General features: G+C 64.2%; 15 protein-coding genes. 5 read left to right on the top strand and 10 right to left on the bottom strand.

Features of this window, described 5'->3' with window-relative positions; genetic code table 11:
- Positions 1-3: 3 nt before the first annotated feature.
- Entirely contained in the window at positions 4-450 is a 447-nt protein-coding gene (locus ABIA90_RS21915) for a DUF4399 domain-containing protein (RefSeq protein ID WP_063981418.1), read from the top strand.
- On the opposite strand, the gene ABIA90_RS21910 is transcribed toward ABIA90_RS21915, so the two are convergent.
- The 10 genes from ABIA90_RS21910 to pqqA all read right to left on the bottom strand — a co-directional run bounded on the left by ABIA90_RS21910 (position 451) and on the right by pqqA (position 10575).
- Positions 451-1506, bottom strand: a complete 1056-nt coding sequence (locus tag ABIA90_RS21910) for a 2-oxoacid:ferredoxin oxidoreductase subunit beta (RefSeq protein ID WP_063981419.1) — start codon at positions 1504-1506, stop codon at positions 451-453.
- Entirely contained in the window at positions 1503-3350 is a 1848-nt protein-coding gene (locus ABIA90_RS21905) for a 2-oxoacid:acceptor oxidoreductase subunit alpha (RefSeq protein ID WP_071910167.1), read from the bottom strand. Before ABIA90_RS21905 ends, ABIA90_RS21910 begins: the two co-directional genes overlap by 4 nt.
- On the bottom strand, positions 3320-5119 hold the full coding sequence (locus ABIA90_RS21900) for an FAD-dependent oxidoreductase (RefSeq protein ID WP_354119417.1): 1800 nt from the start codon (positions 5117-5119) through the stop codon (positions 3320-3322). The genes ABIA90_RS21905 and ABIA90_RS21900 overlap by 31 nt, the downstream gene beginning before the upstream one ends.
- Positions 5120-5354: 235 nt before the next feature.
- Entirely contained in the window at positions 5355-6032 is a 678-nt protein-coding gene (locus ABIA90_RS21895; protein WP_135214843.1) for a DUF4286 family protein, read from the bottom strand.
- A gap of 142 nt (positions 6033-6174) precedes the next feature.
- Positions 6175-7161 (bottom strand): prolyl aminopeptidase, encoded by a 987-nt coding sequence (pip, locus tag ABIA90_RS21890; protein ID WP_354119418.1) that lies wholly within the window; start codon positions 7159-7161, stop codon positions 6175-6177.
- The gene (pqqE, locus tag ABIA90_RS21885) at positions 7151-8344 is read right to left on the bottom strand and encodes a pyrroloquinoline quinone biosynthesis protein PqqE (protein ID WP_208088400.1); all 1194 of its coding nucleotides are present in this window, start codon (positions 8342-8344) and stop codon (positions 7151-7153) included. The genes pip and pqqE overlap by 11 nt, the downstream gene beginning before the upstream one ends.
- Positions 8341-8652, bottom strand: coding sequence for a pyrroloquinoline quinone biosynthesis peptide chaperone PqqD (gene pqqD, locus ABIA90_RS21880; protein WP_028147039.1), 312 nt, complete (start codon positions 8650-8652; stop codon positions 8341-8343). The genes pqqE and pqqD overlap by 4 nt, the downstream gene beginning before the upstream one ends.
- A gap of 12 nt (positions 8653-8664) precedes the next feature.
- Complete coding sequence (gene pqqC, locus ABIA90_RS21875; RefSeq protein WP_425364316.1) at positions 8665-9420, bottom strand: pyrroloquinoline-quinone synthase PqqC; 756 nt, start codon at positions 9418-9420, stop codon at positions 8665-8667.
- Between the two features lie 20 nt (positions 9421-9440).
- Positions 9441-10370, bottom strand: coding sequence for a pyrroloquinoline quinone biosynthesis protein PqqB (gene pqqB / locus ABIA90_RS21870; protein ID WP_354119419.1), 930 nt, complete (start codon positions 10368-10370; stop codon positions 9441-9443).
- Between the two features lie 124 nt (positions 10371-10494).
- Positions 10495-10575: a pyrroloquinoline quinone precursor peptide PqqA gene (gene pqqA, locus ABIA90_RS21865; protein WP_007595659.1), complete on the bottom strand. Its 81-nt coding sequence runs from the start codon at positions 10573-10575 to the stop codon at positions 10495-10497.
- 249 nt (positions 10576-10824) lie between these two features.
- Between pqqA and ABIA90_RS21860 the strand changes: the two genes are divergently transcribed.
- The 4 genes from ABIA90_RS21860 to ABIA90_RS21845 all read left to right on the top strand — a co-directional run bounded on the left by ABIA90_RS21860 (position 10825) and on the right by ABIA90_RS21845 (position 13429).
- Entirely contained in the window at positions 10825-11082 is a 258-nt protein-coding gene (locus tag ABIA90_RS21860; protein ID WP_063981427.1) for a DUF6894 family protein, read from the top strand.
- Positions 11083-11295: 213 nt separating this feature from the next.
- Positions 11296-12696, top strand: a complete 1401-nt coding sequence (locus ABIA90_RS21855; protein ID WP_166343963.1) for an amidase family protein — start codon at positions 11296-11298, stop codon at positions 12694-12696.
- Between the two features lie 2 nt (positions 12697-12698).
- Entirely contained in the window at positions 12699-13175 is a 477-nt protein-coding gene (locus tag ABIA90_RS21850; protein ID WP_354119420.1) for a glutathione peroxidase, read from the top strand.
- The gene (locus ABIA90_RS21845) at positions 13172-13429 is read left to right on the top strand and encodes a DUF3297 family protein (protein ID WP_015684132.1); all 258 of its coding nucleotides are present in this window, start codon (positions 13172-13174) and stop codon (positions 13427-13429) included. The genes ABIA90_RS21850 and ABIA90_RS21845 overlap by 4 nt, the downstream gene beginning before the upstream one ends.
- Positions 13430-13432 lie beyond the last annotated feature (3 nt).

Raw genomic sequence — 13432 nt, 5'->3', positions numbered from 1 at the left:
TCGATGCAGATCATTCGTTGCGCCGCCTTGGCGGCGGCGCTCGCATTGCTTCCAGGCGTCGCCTATCCGCAGGGCAAGACCGCTCCCAAGGATGCCAAGCTTTATTTCATCACCCCGCGTGACGGGCAGAAGGTTCGGGGCGGGTTCTGGGTCCGGTTCGGCTTGCGCAATATGGGCGTGACGCACGCCGGCGACGAGTACCAGAACGCCGGCCATCATCATTTGCTGGTCGACGTCAACGATCCCATCGATCCCAAGGAGCCGATCCCGCAGGACAAGTCGCATCTGCACTTCGGGGCGGGGCAGACCGAAACCCTGCTCGAACTTCCACCCGGGATGCACACGCTGCAGCTGGTGCTGGGCGACGCGAAGCACTATCCGTTCGAGCCGCCTGTCGTATCGGAGAAGATCACCATACGTGTCAGGCAGCCGGTCGAGCGCGGTCGATGATCACCGCAGGCTGGCGTTGAACTTGTCCAGCGCAGCCGAGCCCGGGCACAGCGTGTCCGCCTCCAGCGTATTGAGCGGCGTCTCGACCGTGTTGAGATGCGTGTGCAGGTCTTCCGCATCGGGATCGACGTAGAGCAGACCGGTGACGATCTGGCCCTTGGCGGCGTGCTTCTGGAGGAAGGTCTGGGCGCCGAGGCGGTCGTGCGGGTCGTAATCCGCGTCGATCTTGCGCAGCGCGATCTTGCTGCCGTCGTGCTGCTCGACCACCTGCACCGTTCCCGGCGCATACTCGACGGCGATGGGATCGCGGCCGACCAGCACGTCGAGCCGGTTCACGGCGTCATTGTGCTCCCGCACATAGTCGAAGCTCTTGGTCGATCCGGCGTGGTTGTTGAAGGCGATGCAGGGGCTGATGACGTCGATGAAGGATGCGCCCTTGTGGCCGATCGCGGCGGCGATCAGCGGCACCAGCTGGCTCTTGTCGCCGGAGAACGAGCGCGCGACGAAGGTGGCCCCTAGCTGCAGCGCGATCGCGACGAGGTCGATCGCGTTGTCGGTGTTGGTCACGCCTTTCTTGGACTTCGAGCCGCGGTCGGCGGTCGCCGAGAACTGGCCCTTGGTCAGGCCGTAGACGCCGTTGTTCTCGACGATATAGGTCATGTTGACGCCGCGCCGGATCGAATGCGCGAACTGGCCGAAGCCGATCGAGGCGGAATCGCCGTCGCCGGAGACGCCGAGATAGATCAAATCGCGGTTGGCGAGGTTGGCGCCGGTCAAGACCGACGGCATGCGGCCGTGCACGGAGTTGAAGCCGTGCGAGTTGCCGAGGAAATAGTCCGGCGTCTTCGACGAGCACCCGATGCCCGAAATCTTCGCGACCCGATGCGGTTCGATCGAGAGCTCGTAGCAGGCTTCGATGATCGAGGCCGTGATCGAGTCGTGGCCGCAGCCGGCGCACAGGGTCGAGATCTTGCCCTCGTAGTCGCGGTGCGTGTAGCCGAGCTCGTTCTTCTTGAGGCCCGGATGATGGAACTTCGGCTTGGCAATATAGGTCATGACACGGCCTTGCGGAGCGGGGTCACCTTGAGGTGATCCTGGTGGTCGCCAATGGCTTTTGCGATGTAGCGGGCGGTGATCGGGGTGCCGTCATAATGCACGATCGGCACCAGGCGCACCGGGTCGATGCCGTTCTCGTTGACGATGAGCTGGCGGAGCTGGGCGTCGCGGTTCTGCTCGACCACGTAGACGAAGTCGTGCTCGGCGAGGAAGCTCGCCACGCTCGAGTGGAACGGGAAAGCGCGGATGCGCAGGCGGTCGAGCTGATGCCCGCGCGCCTCCAGCAGGCCGATCGCCTCGTCCATCGCGGGCGAGGTCGAGCCGAAATAGATCACGCCATATTTGGTCGGTCGTTCCGCGTTGGCCTGGAGCGGGCGCGGGACCAGGTCCTGCGCGGTCTCGAACTTGCGCACCAGACGCTGCATGTTGTCGGCATAGACCGAGCCTTCCTCGGAGTAGCGCGCATAGCGATCGCGCGAGGTGCCGCGGGTGAAATAGGAGCCCTTGGTCGGATGCGTGCCGGGATAGGTGCGGTAGGGAATGCCATCGCCGTCGACGTCGAGATAGCGGCCGAAGTCGCGGCCTTCCTCCAGCATCTCCGTGGTCATCACCTTGCCGCGGTCATACTGTTTCGCGTCGTCCCACTTCAGCGGGCGGCAGAGACGGTGGTTCATCCCGATGTCGAGGTCGAGCATCAGGAAGATCGTGGTTTGGAGCCGCTCGGCAAGGTCGAACGCGGCGGCCGCGAACTCGAAGGCCTCGGCCGGATCTTCCGGGAACAGCAGCACGTGCTTGGTGTCGCCATGCGAAGCATAGGCGCAGGCGATGATGTCGCATTGCTGGGTGCGGGTCGGCATGCCGGTCGAGGGACCGGCGCGCTGGATGTTCATGATCACGGCCGGGATCTCCGCGAAATAGGAGAGGCCGATGAACTCGGTCATCAAGGAGATGCCGGGGCCGGAGGTCGCGGTGAAGGCGCGGGCGCCGTTCCAGGAGGCGCCGATGACGATACCGATCGAAGCCAGCTCGTCCTCGCCCTGCACGATCGCGTACTTCGCCTTGCCCGTTTCAGGATCGTGCCGGTACTTCTTGCAGTGGGCGGTGAAAGCTTCCGCCACCGACGAGGACGGCGTGATCGGATACCATGCGCAGACGGTGGCGCCGCCATAGACCGCACCGAGCGCGGCGGCGCTGTTGCCCTCGATGAAGATGCGGTCGCCGACCTTGTCGGTTTTCTTCACCCGCAGCCCGATCGGGCATTTCAAGTTCTGCAGCGCCCAGTCGCGGCCGAGATGCAGCGCATGGACGTTGGAGGAGAGCAGCTTCTCCTTGCCCTTGTACTGCTCGCCGATCAGCTGCTCGATCAGCTTCGGGTCCATGTCGAGCAGCGCCGAGAGGCTGCCCAGATAGATGATGTTCTTGAACAGCTGGCGCTGGCGCGGATCGGTGTAGGTCGAGTTGGTGATCGCGGTGAGCGGCACGCCGATCACGGTGATGTCGTCGCGGAATTTGGTCGACGGCATTGGCTTGGTGGAATCGTAGAACAGATAGCCGCCGGGCTCGATGCCGGCGATGTCCTTGTCCCAGGTCTGCGGGTTCATCGCCACCATCATGTCGACGCCGCCACGGGCGCCGAGATGGCCGTCTTCCGTCACCCGCACCTCGTACCAGGTCGGCAGGCCCTGGATGTTGGAGGGGAAGATGTTGCGGGGGGAGACCGGAACGCCGTGACGCAGGATCGCGCGCGCGAACATCTCGTTGGCGCTGGCCGAGCCCGAGCCGTTGACGTTGGCGAAGCGGACGACGAAGTCGTTTACGCTGCTGAGCGGCTTTTTGTCGGACATGTCGAACCTGCGTGAGTCATCTCGATGAAATATTTCTGCATGTCCCAGGCTCCGGTGGGACAACGCTCGGCGCACAGCCCGCAATGCAGGCAGACGTCCTCGTCCTTGACCATCACGCGCCCGGTCTTGAGGTCGCTGGAGACGTAAAGGTCCTGGTCGGGATGCGGCGAGGGCGCCTTCAGGCGCTGGCGTAGGTCGCTTTCCTCGCCATTATCAGTGAAGGTGATGCAGTCCATCGGGCAGATGTCGACGCAGGCGTCGCACTCGATGCAGAGCGAGGTCGAGAACACGGTCTGGACGTCGCAGTTCAGGCAGCGCTCGGCTTCGCCCAGCGCCAGCTTGACGTCGTAGCCGAGCTCGACCTCGGTTCGGATGTCCTTCAGCGCAATCACCTTGTCGCGATGCGGAACCTTGAAGCGCTTGTCGTTGGAGATGTCGTTGTCATAGCTCCATTCGTGGATGCCCATCTTCTGTGAGGAGATTTGCACCTCCGGCAACGGCCGTTCGGTGATGTCATCGCCCGAGAGCATCTTGTGGATCGACAGCGCGGCGTCGTGGCCCTGCGCCACGGCCCAGATGATGTTCTTCGGGCCGAACGCGGCGTCGCCGCCGAAGAACACTTTCGGATTGGTCGAGACGAAGGTCTTCGGATCGACCTTGGGCATGTGCCATTTGTCGAACTCGATGCCGCAATCCTGCTCGATCCAGGGGAAGGCGTTCTCCTGGCCGACCGCGACCAGCACGTCGTCGCAGGGAATGGTCTGATCGGGGTCGCCCGAAGGCACCAGATTGCGGCGGCCTTTGGCGTCGTATTCGGCTTTGACGTGCTGGAAGGTGACGCCGATGAGCTTGCCGGCGACATGCTTGAATGCCACCGGCACCATGTAGTTGAGGATCGGAATGTCCTCGTGGATCGCGTCTTCCTTCTCCCAGGGCGAGGCCTTCATCTCCTCGAAGCCGGAGCGCACAATGACCTTCACGTCTGCGCCGCCGAGACGGCGCGCGGTGCGGCAGCAATCCATCGCGGTGTTGCCGCCGCCGAGCACGATCACGCGCTTGCCGATCTTGTCGATATGGCCGAACGACACCGAGGACAGCCAGTCGATGCCGATATGGATGTTGGCGGCAGCTTCTTTCCGGCCGGGAACATCGAGCTCGCGTCCGCGCGGTGCGCCGGAGCCGACGAAGATCGCGTCGTATTTCTCCGCGAGCAGCGCCTTCATGCTCTCGATGCGGTGGCCGCCTTTGAATTCGACGCCGAGATCGAGGATGTAGCCGGTCTCCTCGTCAATGACCGAATTGGGCAGGCGGAATTTCGGGATTTGCGTGCGCATCATGCCGCCGGCCTCGGGATCGCCGTCGAACACGGTGCAGTGATAGCCGAGCGGGGCAAGATCGCGCGCCACCGTCAGCGAGGCGGGGCCACCGCCGACGAACGCAACGCGCTTGCCGTTCTTCGGCGACGGACGCGGCAGGCGCTGCCTGATGTCGTCCTTGAAGTCGGCGGCGACGCGCTTGAGGCGGCAGATCGCCACCGGCGTTTCCTCGACGCGTCCGCGACGGCACGCCGGCTCGCATGGACGATCGCAGGTGCGCCCCAGAATTCCGGGAAACACGTTCGATTTCCAATTGATCATGTAGGCGTCGCTGTAGCGGCCTTGTGCGATCAGTCGGATGTATTCGGGAACCGGGGTGTGTGCAGGACAGGCCCACTGGCAATCGACCACTTTGTGAAAGTAGTCGGGGGCCGCGATATCGGTCGGTTTCATTCCTACCCTGTCCGCACAGGCCCAAAGACCCGGCGGCCTTTTCTTGAGCTTGGCGAACGCTAATGCGCGTCGATCTGGTTTATGAATGACGTCATTGGGTTAGCTTATTAGAACCGTTCCGAAGTACAACGGCAAATTTACGCGATCACCTGCTTTCATAGGTGCTGCGCGCGCCCAGCATTAACGGCCGCACGCAAGATGCGTGCGGTGCAATATGTTGCGTTGCGGATGGCCACTAGCCGGGCGCGATATCGCTCTTCGCGAGATCCCACATCAGGCTGTAAGTGCCGACGGAGACGGGAAGCGGGAAGGGCGATGCGGCGGGGCCGGTGAACCGTTCGGCAATGACGGCGGAGACCGCGCCGACATGCGTGCCGTCGATCAGCACGAACCAGTCGCGCGCGCCCTCATTGCGCACCGCTGGAATGTCGGCCGTCGCGCCCGACAATTCCGGCTCGCTTTCGAGCAGATGCATCGAGATGATGCCCTCGCGCTCCCCGGGCGTCAGCTTTTCGTGCAGTGCATCACGCCATGTCCCGGCATTGTCGGCGCTCGGCCGCAGCCGCACCAGCCCGAGTGCTGCGCCGCGACCGGTGCCCTTGCTGATGGTGATGCGCGCGACCACGCGCAGCATGTTCTTGAAATGCGCCATGGTCCGCCGCGACCATTCGGTCTGGTTGGCGAGGCGGGCCCGGTAGGCGGGACTGTCGAGCACGTCGAGCGTTGCGGTCGAGTACAGCGAGAGATATTTGGGGTTGGCGGCATGCGCGACATAGCGCCGCGCCTCCAGGAAACCCTCGATCGCGACGCGCTCTTCCAGATGCTCGCGATCGTACCAGCGGTTGAAATCGGCCTCATCTGGAACGTCGATGTTCATCGACGTCAGCAGCATGCCTTGCCCGGCGAGCGGCATTGTTCTTGTCCTTCCCATTCAGACCCTCATGGTGGGGAGCCACGAAGTGGCGTCTCGAACCATGAAGGCCCCGCTGCTAGATCCGGGCCTTATCCTTCGAGACGCGCTCCCTTGGAGCGTTCCTCAGGATGAGGAGATCGATCTAGCGCGCGGCTTTCGACGCGAGATCGGCGATCGACTTCATGACCGCGTCCCGCACGCCGGCATCATAGAGCGAATGTCCTGCTTCTTCCACGATCCTGACCTCGGAACCCGGCCAAACTTTCGCAAGCCGCTCGGATGTCTCAGGAGGGCACAACAGATCGTAGCGGCCCTGCACGATGATGCCGGGAATGCCAGCGAGCTTGCCGGCGTTCCCCAACAGCTGGTCGTCCGTCATGAAGCTGTCGTGGACGAAATAGTGCGCCTCCATGAATGGCGTCGCAGGCAGCGTGCGCCACACGTTCAGCGATGCGAGGTCCAGCCGCGTCTTGGCCGCCTTGTGCTCAGACAGGACGCGCTCGGTGTCGTGCCAGGCCCGCGCGGTGGGACCATGCACGGCCGGATCGGCATCGAGGATGCGGCGCCAATAGGCGTCCACCGGGTGCGCGCGCTCATCGGGCGGCAGCACGCTGAGAAAATCCTCGTAGAGCGCTGGATAGAATTGCGACAGGCGCGATGTGAAGGCGGTTTCGACCTCGGCGCGGGTGCCCAGGAAGGTTGCGCGGAGCGCAATGCCCGAGACGCGCTCGGGATGGGCCTCGGCATAGGCCAATGCCAGCGTCGCGCCCCAGGAGCCGCCGACCACCATCCAGCGGTCGAAGCCGAATTTCTCGCGGATCTTCTCCATGTCCGCGATCAGATGCGCCGTCGTGTTGTTTTCGCGCGATCCCTTGGGACGGCTGCGGCCGCAGCCGCGCTGGTCGAACAGCACGGCGCAGAAGCGGTCGGGATCGAACAGGCGGCGGTGATCCGGCTGGCAGCCGCTGCCGGGCCCGCCATGCAGGTAGATCGCAGGGATTCCATCAGCACGGCCGACGCTCTCGACATAGAGCTCGTGGCCGTCGCCGACGTCGAGCATGTCGGAGGTCAGCGGCGCAAAGGGATCGGCACGTTTGGCGGATGCGGCCGCGTCGGCGTCAGGCATCATTCCCGGATTCCAGAGTGCCGCCGGCGAAATTGCGATAGAGGAAGCGGTTGGTCTCGCCCTCGGCCTCGCGCTCGGCCTGCTTGAAGATGGTCTCGTGCAGCGGCGACAGCGCGCAGGCGGGATCGGTGTTGGCGGCGTCGCCCGTAAGCGCAAAGGCCTGGCAGCGGCAGCCGCCGAAATCGATCTCGCGGAATTCGCAGGTCTTGCACGGCTCCTTCATCCAGCCGGTGCCGCGATAGCGGTTGAAGGCATCCGAGTTCTGCCAGATCCAGGCGATCGAATGGTTGGAGCGCACGGATTCGAACTCGAGCCCGGTGATGCTCTCGGCGGCGTGGCAGGGCAGCACCTTGCCGGCGGGCGAGATGTTGAAGAACTGGCGGCCCCAGCCGCCCATGCACTTCTTCGGCCGCAGCGCGTAATAGTCGGGCACGACGTAATCGATGGCGAGTGTGCCCTTGAGCCGCTCGCGCGCCTCCTCGACAATGCGGGTGCACTCGTCGAGCTGCGCCACGGTTGGCATCAAGGCAGCGCGGTTCTTCAGCGCCCAGCCGTAATACTGGACATTGGCGACCTCGAGCCGGTCGGCGTCGAGGTCAATCGACATCTGGATGATGTCGGGGAGCTGATGCAAATTCTGCCGGTGCATCACCGCGTTCACGGTGAGCGGCAGATCGAGCTCGCGGGTCCATTTCGCCACTTCGAGCTTCTTGCGATGCCCGTTCTTGTAGCCGGCGACGCGGTCGGCGATGCCTTCCTCGACACCCTGGAAGCTGATCTGCACATGGCAGAGGCCGGCGTCCGCGAGCGCGCTGAGCCGCTCGCGCGTCAGCAGCACGGCCGAGGTGATCAGATTGGTGTAGAGGCCGGCGTCGCTCGCATGCTTGACCAGCTCGACGAGGTCCTTCCGCGCCGTCGGCTCGCCGCCGGAGAAATGCACCTGGAGCACGCCGATCTCGGCGAGCTCGCTCAAGACCTTCTTCCACTCCTCGGTGGTCAGCTCCTTGCCGGAGCGGTCGAGCTCGACGGGATTGGAGCAATAGGGGCATTGCAGCGGGCAGCGATGGGTGATCTCGAGCAATACGGCGAGCGGAATGCCGAACGTCTCCGCTGTCGAGCGTTGCTTCTCCAGCACCGCGAGGCTGTCGCTGATGTCGGGCGGAAGATTGCCGAGCAGGTCGCTCATGACGTCTTCTCCCGGGCCTCGGTGAGGAAGCCCTTGTCGGCGAGATCCTGCAGCATAACGATGACGTCGGCCAGGATCGCCTCGCGCGGTGCCGCGTATTTCGCGGCCAATTGATCGGCGACGTCGCCGACATTGCGCTCGCCGTCGCAGAGCTGCAAGACCTCGACCGCGATCTCGTCGGGCGCCAGCACCCGTTCCGGCGCCAGGATCACCCAGACCTTGCGCGTCTCGTCATATTTCAGCTTGGCATGCCGCGGCAGCACCGGGCGGCTTGCCTCGCTGACGCTGATGTTCCGCGGCCCGGCCATTGCTCTGATCCCTCAGCTCGCTTTGGGCACGAAGGCGCCCGGCGGAATGTGGCCCTCGACATAGGCGTGCTGGAGTGCGTCGAGCTGCACCCATAATACGTTGGTCTTGAAGATCAGCGCGTTGCACACCTGCGCGCGCTGCTCCGGCGTCGTGGCGTGCGCCTTGACGTAGTCGAGCGCGAAGCCGGCATCGCGCGGCGCCTGCGCCAGCCGCCGCTTGAAGTAGCTCATGATATCAGGATTGACGAAGTCGTAGTGCTCCAGCATGCCGGAGATGCGCTCCTCGTGCAGGTTCGGCGCGAACAGCTCGGTGAGCGAGGAGGCGATCGCCTCCAGCGGGCTCTTCTCGCGGCAGTAATGGACATAGGCTTCGACCGCGAAGCGCGTCGCCGGCAAGATGCCTTCGGTCGATTCCACATAGGCCGTGTCGAGGCCGAGGCCTTCGGTCAGCTTCAGCCAGCGCTCGATGCCGCCCTCGGAGCCGACGTCGCCGTCATGGTCCTCGATGCGGTGGCGCCATTCCAGCCGCGTGGCGCGGTCGCGGAAGCGCGAGATCACGACGGCGTCCTTGATCGGGATCGTACTCTGGTAATAGTAGCGGTTCAGCGCCCAGGCCTGCACCTGGCCCTTGTTCAGCTTGCCGCCGTGCAGCAGCTTATGGAACGGATGCAGGCTGTGATAGCGCGTCGCCCCGATATGGCGCAGCGTCGCCTCCAGCTCCTCGGCCGAGTTGAGCCTGATGTCCTTGCCAACAGAGAGCGCGGTCATTCCAGTCAGTGACGCGGCATTCACAGCACGATCTCCGTTCCGTCGGCGGGTATCCGCCAGCCCGCGGCCTCGAGCGCTTTGCGCTCGGGCGTATCGGGCAGCAGCGCCGGATTCGAGTTATTGATATGCAGAAACATCCTCCTGTCGAGAGTGAGGTCGGCGAGGCGCGCGATCGCGCCATCGTGACCGGACATCGCGACATGGCCCATGCTCTTGCCGGTCTTGTGGCCGAGCCCGGCCTTGATCATCTCGTCATCCTGCCAGACCGTGCCGTCAAAGAACACCAGTGCTGCGCCGTCGATCTCGGCCTTGAGCGCATCGGTCACCTCGGCGCAGGCGGCGATGAAGTAGAAGCACTTGCCGGTTGATTTGTCCGTGATCTTGAGCCCCAGCGTATCGCCGTCGCCGGTCTCGCCGCCGGGATGCGCCTTGCCTTCCAGATACCAGGCCGACTTGCCGGGCACGGCGAAGGGCAGCACCTCTATCCCTGAGCGCGTGCCATCAGGCAGCCGCGGCTCGAACGGCTCGTGGATGGAAACCGGCTGGCGCTGTACGTTCTTCTCGTTCAGGACGTTGAAGATGCTGTTGCTCTTCAGGATCGCCAGCACCTTCTGATGCGCATAGACCGTGAAGGGCGAGCCCTCGCGCATCGACAGCAGGCCCGCGACCGCATCCACCTCGCTGTTGGTCAGGATCACGCCTGCAACAGGCGTATGGCGCAGCGCGCCGGCCTTGGGATGCAGCTGCGGCGTGGCGTTCAATTGCTGGCGAAGATCGGGGGAGGCGTTGATCAGGAACCAGTGCTCGCCGTCGCCACTGAAAGCGACCGAGGCCTGGGTTCTCTGAAGCTCCTGGCCATTTTCACGGGCCGCCCGGCAGCCCTCACACCCGCAATTCCATTGCGGGACTCCGCCGCCGGCCCCGGCGCCCAGGACGACGACGCGAAGCATAATACGTCTCCTGGAGGGAACGTCGCGAGGTGGATCTCAGGCCGACACGGATGCCGACAAAGTTCGTGTCTTCCGGAAACCGATCGTGACCGAAAGATCCACCTGCGCAGAAACCACCAACCGCTTACTTGCGGGTGGCGCTCACATACATGTTGATTTCCATGCCACAGGGCACTTCGACGATCTTCGGGGCTTTCCAAGCCATTTTGGCTCTCCATTTTCACGAATTCGGACGTATCCGCCCAACGGTTAAAGTAATGCGAGCGGAAAACTTCGCTAGTGAAATCTTCCCGAGAAAGTCATGTTGCGCCGCGAAAAATGATGGTGGAACATCACTTCCCGTGATGCTGCCTTGCGCGTGGCGCATTCGGTCGCGAACCCTGTCCTGATAAAGCAGTTGTGAGTGCAGTGCAGCTTTCAATCCGGTACAGGCCTCCCAATTTGGACCCTCGTGATGCCCAGATACTTCTTCAACACCCGCATCGGCGACGAATTGATCGTGGATCCCGACGGAGAGGACCTGCGTAACCCCGATCGCGCCTGGGAGGTCGCCCGCCAGATGATCCTGGAGGTGGTGAAGTCGGAGGGCGCCCAGCCGGCGCTCATGGAGGCCGTGATCGAGGTGACCGACGACGACGGGGAGATCGTGCTCGAATTCCCCTTCACCGAGGCCCTGCTGGACATCCCGGATCAGTCCGCGACCAGGCATTGAGGCCCCCGCGCTCTCCCCCGTCATTGCGAGGAGCCCTTGCGACGAAGCAATCCAGATTGTCTCCGCGGAGGGATTCGGGATTGTTTCGCTGCGCTCGCAATGACGGAGAATGAGGCGCCACCCCGACGCCAAGCCCGCTCTTTCTCCCCGCGAAATCCGCATGGCTTTGCTGCGTTCCCGGCGCTAAAAGACGCCGGTTAAACGGAGCAAGCCATGCAAGATCTCTGGCGCCTGTCGGCCGCCGACCTCGCCACCCTCGTCAAATCCAAAAAGGTCTCCGCCAGGGAGGCGGCCAAGGCCGGTCTGGCCCGCCTGGACGCCGTCAATCCCCAGCTCAACGCGGTGATCGACCACCGGCCGGAGGACGTGCTCAAGCAGGCTGACGCCGTCGATGCCGCCATCGCTAGGGGAGAAGATCCCGGTGTGCTCGCCGGCGTGCCCGTCACCATCAAGGCCAATGTCGACCAGGAAGGCTTTGCCACCACCAACGGCCTGAAACTCCAGCGCGACCTGATCGCGCGCGAGGACAATCCGGTGGTCGCCAATTTCCGCAAAGCGGGCGCCATCCTGCTTGGCCGCACCAATTGCCCGGCCTTCTCCTACCGCTGGTTCACCACCAATCTGGTCCATGGCGACACCAAGAACCCCCGCGATGCCTCGCTGACCCCGGGCGGCTCGTCCGGCGGCGCCGGCTCGGCGGTCGCGGCCGGCATCGGCCATATCGCCCACGGCACCGATATCGCCGGCTCGATCCGCTATCCCGCCTATGCCTGCGGCGTGCACGGCCTGCGCCCGACGCTCGGCCGCATCCCGGCCTTCAACCCGGCGCTGCCGGAGCGTCCGATCGGGCCGCAGATCATGGCCGTGTCGGGCCCGCTGGCGCGCACGGTCAACGATCTCAGGATCTCGCTCGAGGCCATGTCGGCCCGCGACATCCGCGACCCCTGGTTCGTGCCGGCGCCGCTGGAGGGCCCCGCGCGGCCGAAGCGCGCCGCGCTCTGCCTCAACCCGGACGGGCTTGCGACCAAACCGGAGGTGAAGGCCGCGGTGACCGACGCCGGCAAGCGGCTGGAGCGCGCCGGCTGGACTGTCGAGGTCATCGAGAACACGCCGCCGATGCGCGAGGCGGTCGAGTGGCAGAGAAAACTCTGGCTTGGCGACGGCTATGAGGCGCAGCTGGAGATGGCTGAGCGCGAAGGCGATCCCGGTGCGCTGGCCTGCCTGCGCGGCAATCGCGCCAAGGTCACGCCGATGGACCAGGCGGACTACGCCAAGGCGCTCACGCGACGCGCCACGCTGACCCGCGACTGGATGCTGTTCTTCGAGAAATATGCCGTAGTGCTCACGCCGGTGTCCGGCGAGTTGCCGTTCCCGGATCATCTCGACCGCAAGGACAGTGAGTCCTTCGAGCGTGTCTGGGAGGCGCAGATGCCGCAAATCGCGACCCCGTTCATGGGACTGCCGGGCCTCGTGGTCTCCACCGGTCTCGTCGGCAAGGCGCCGGTCGGCGTGCACATCGTGTCCGGGCGCTATCGCGAGGATCTGTGTCTGCTCGCGGGCGAAGCGATCGAGGCGGGCGGCGTGCCGCCGTCGCCGATCGATCCCGTGGGTTAGCGATGTCTGTGATCTATGACTTCAAGGCCAACTCGCTTCTCGGCGAGGAGGTGCCCATGCGCCGTTTCGAAGGGCAGGTGCTCTTGATCGTCAACACCGCGAGCAAATGCGGCTTCACGCCGCAATATCGCGGGCTGGAGGATCTCTATCGCGACCTCTCGCCGCGCGGCTTCTCGGTGCTCGGCTTTCCCTGCAACCAGTTCGGCGCGCAGGAGCCGGGGCCGGCGAGCGAGATCCAGGCCTTCTGCTCCACCAACTACGACGTCACCTTTCCCCTGTTCGAGAAGATCGACGTCAACGGCGCCCATGCGCACCCTCTGTATGACTACCTGAAACGCCAGCAATCCGGCCTGCTGGGCGCCTCCATCAAATGGAATTTCACCAAATTCCTCGTGGACCGTGCCGGCAAGGTGATCGCGCGCTACGCGCCGACCGCCCGTCCCGAAGGATTGCGGCAGCAAATCGAGACCCTGTTATGAGCGAGACAATCATGAGCGACGAATTTCCGGACCGCCTGTCGGTCGACCCGAACAGCCCCTATTACAACGCGGATATTCTCTCGCGCGACGTCGGCATCCGCTTCAAAGGTGTCGAGAAGACCAATGTCGAGGAGTACTGCATCAGCGAAGGCTGGGTCCGCGTCACCGCCGGCAACGCCAAGGACCGCCACGGCAATCCGCTGACGATCAAGGTGCATGGTCCGGTCGAGCCGTATTTCAGGGATAAGAAATAAGCG

This window comes from Bradyrhizobium sp. LA6.8 (genome assembly GCF_040547935.1).
GTDB classification, from domain to species: domain Bacteria; phylum Pseudomonadota; class Alphaproteobacteria; order Rhizobiales; family Xanthobacteraceae; genus Bradyrhizobium; species Bradyrhizobium barranii.
Note: the sequence above shows the minus strand (reverse complement) of the source record. Positions and strands in the feature narration are given on the sequence as shown.

Coding starts and splice junctions, on each gene's coding strand:
- ABIA90_RS21850 (WP_354119420.1), top strand. CDS start 12,699: ATGTCTGTGATCTATGACTTCAAGGCCAACTCGCTTCTCGGCGAGGAG.
- pqqC (WP_425364316.1), bottom strand. CDS start 9,420: ATGACCGCGCTCTCTGTTGGCAAGGACATCAGGCTCAACTCGGCCGAG.
- ABIA90_RS21910 (WP_063981419.1), bottom strand. CDS start 1,506: ATGACCTATATTGCCAAGCCGAAGTTCCATCATCCGGGCCTCAAGAAG.
- pqqD (WP_028147039.1), bottom strand. CDS start 8,652: ATGGCCGGGCCGCGGAACATCAGCGTCAGCGAGGCAAGCCGCCCGGTG.
- ABIA90_RS21845 (WP_015684132.1), top strand. CDS start 13,172: ATGAGCGAGACAATCATGAGCGACGAATTTCCGGACCGCCTGTCGGTC.
- ABIA90_RS21895 (WP_135214843.1), bottom strand. CDS start 6,032: ATGCCGCTCGCCGGGCAAGGCATGCTGCTGACGTCGATGAACATCGAC.
- pip (WP_354119418.1), bottom strand. CDS start 7,161: ATGATGCCTGACGCCGACGCGGCCGCATCCGCCAAACGTGCCGATCCC.
- pqqE (WP_208088400.1), bottom strand. CDS start 8,344: ATGAGCGACCTGCTCGGCAATCTTCCGCCCGACATCAGCGACAGCCTC.
- ABIA90_RS21860 (WP_063981427.1), top strand. CDS start 10,825: ATGCCCAGATACTTCTTCAACACCCGCATCGGCGACGAATTGATCGTG.
- ABIA90_RS21900 (WP_354119417.1), bottom strand. CDS start 5,119: ATGAAACCGACCGATATCGCGGCCCCCGACTACTTTCACAAAGTGGTC.
- pqqA (WP_007595659.1), bottom strand. CDS start 10,575: ATGGCTTGGAAAGCCCCGAAGATCGTCGAAGTGCCCTGTGGCATGGAA.
- ABIA90_RS21915 (WP_063981418.1), top strand. CDS start 4: ATGCAGATCATTCGTTGCGCCGCCTTGGCGGCGGCGCTCGCATTGCTT.
- ABIA90_RS21905 (WP_071910167.1), bottom strand. CDS start 3,350: ATGTCCGACAAAAAGCCGCTCAGCAGCGTAAACGACTTCGTCGTCCGC.
- ABIA90_RS21855 (WP_166343963.1), top strand. CDS start 11,296: ATGCAAGATCTCTGGCGCCTGTCGGCCGCCGACCTCGCCACCCTCGTC.
- pqqB (WP_354119419.1), bottom strand. CDS start 10,370: ATGCTTCGCGTCGTCGTCCTGGGCGCCGGGGCCGGCGGCGGAGTCCCG.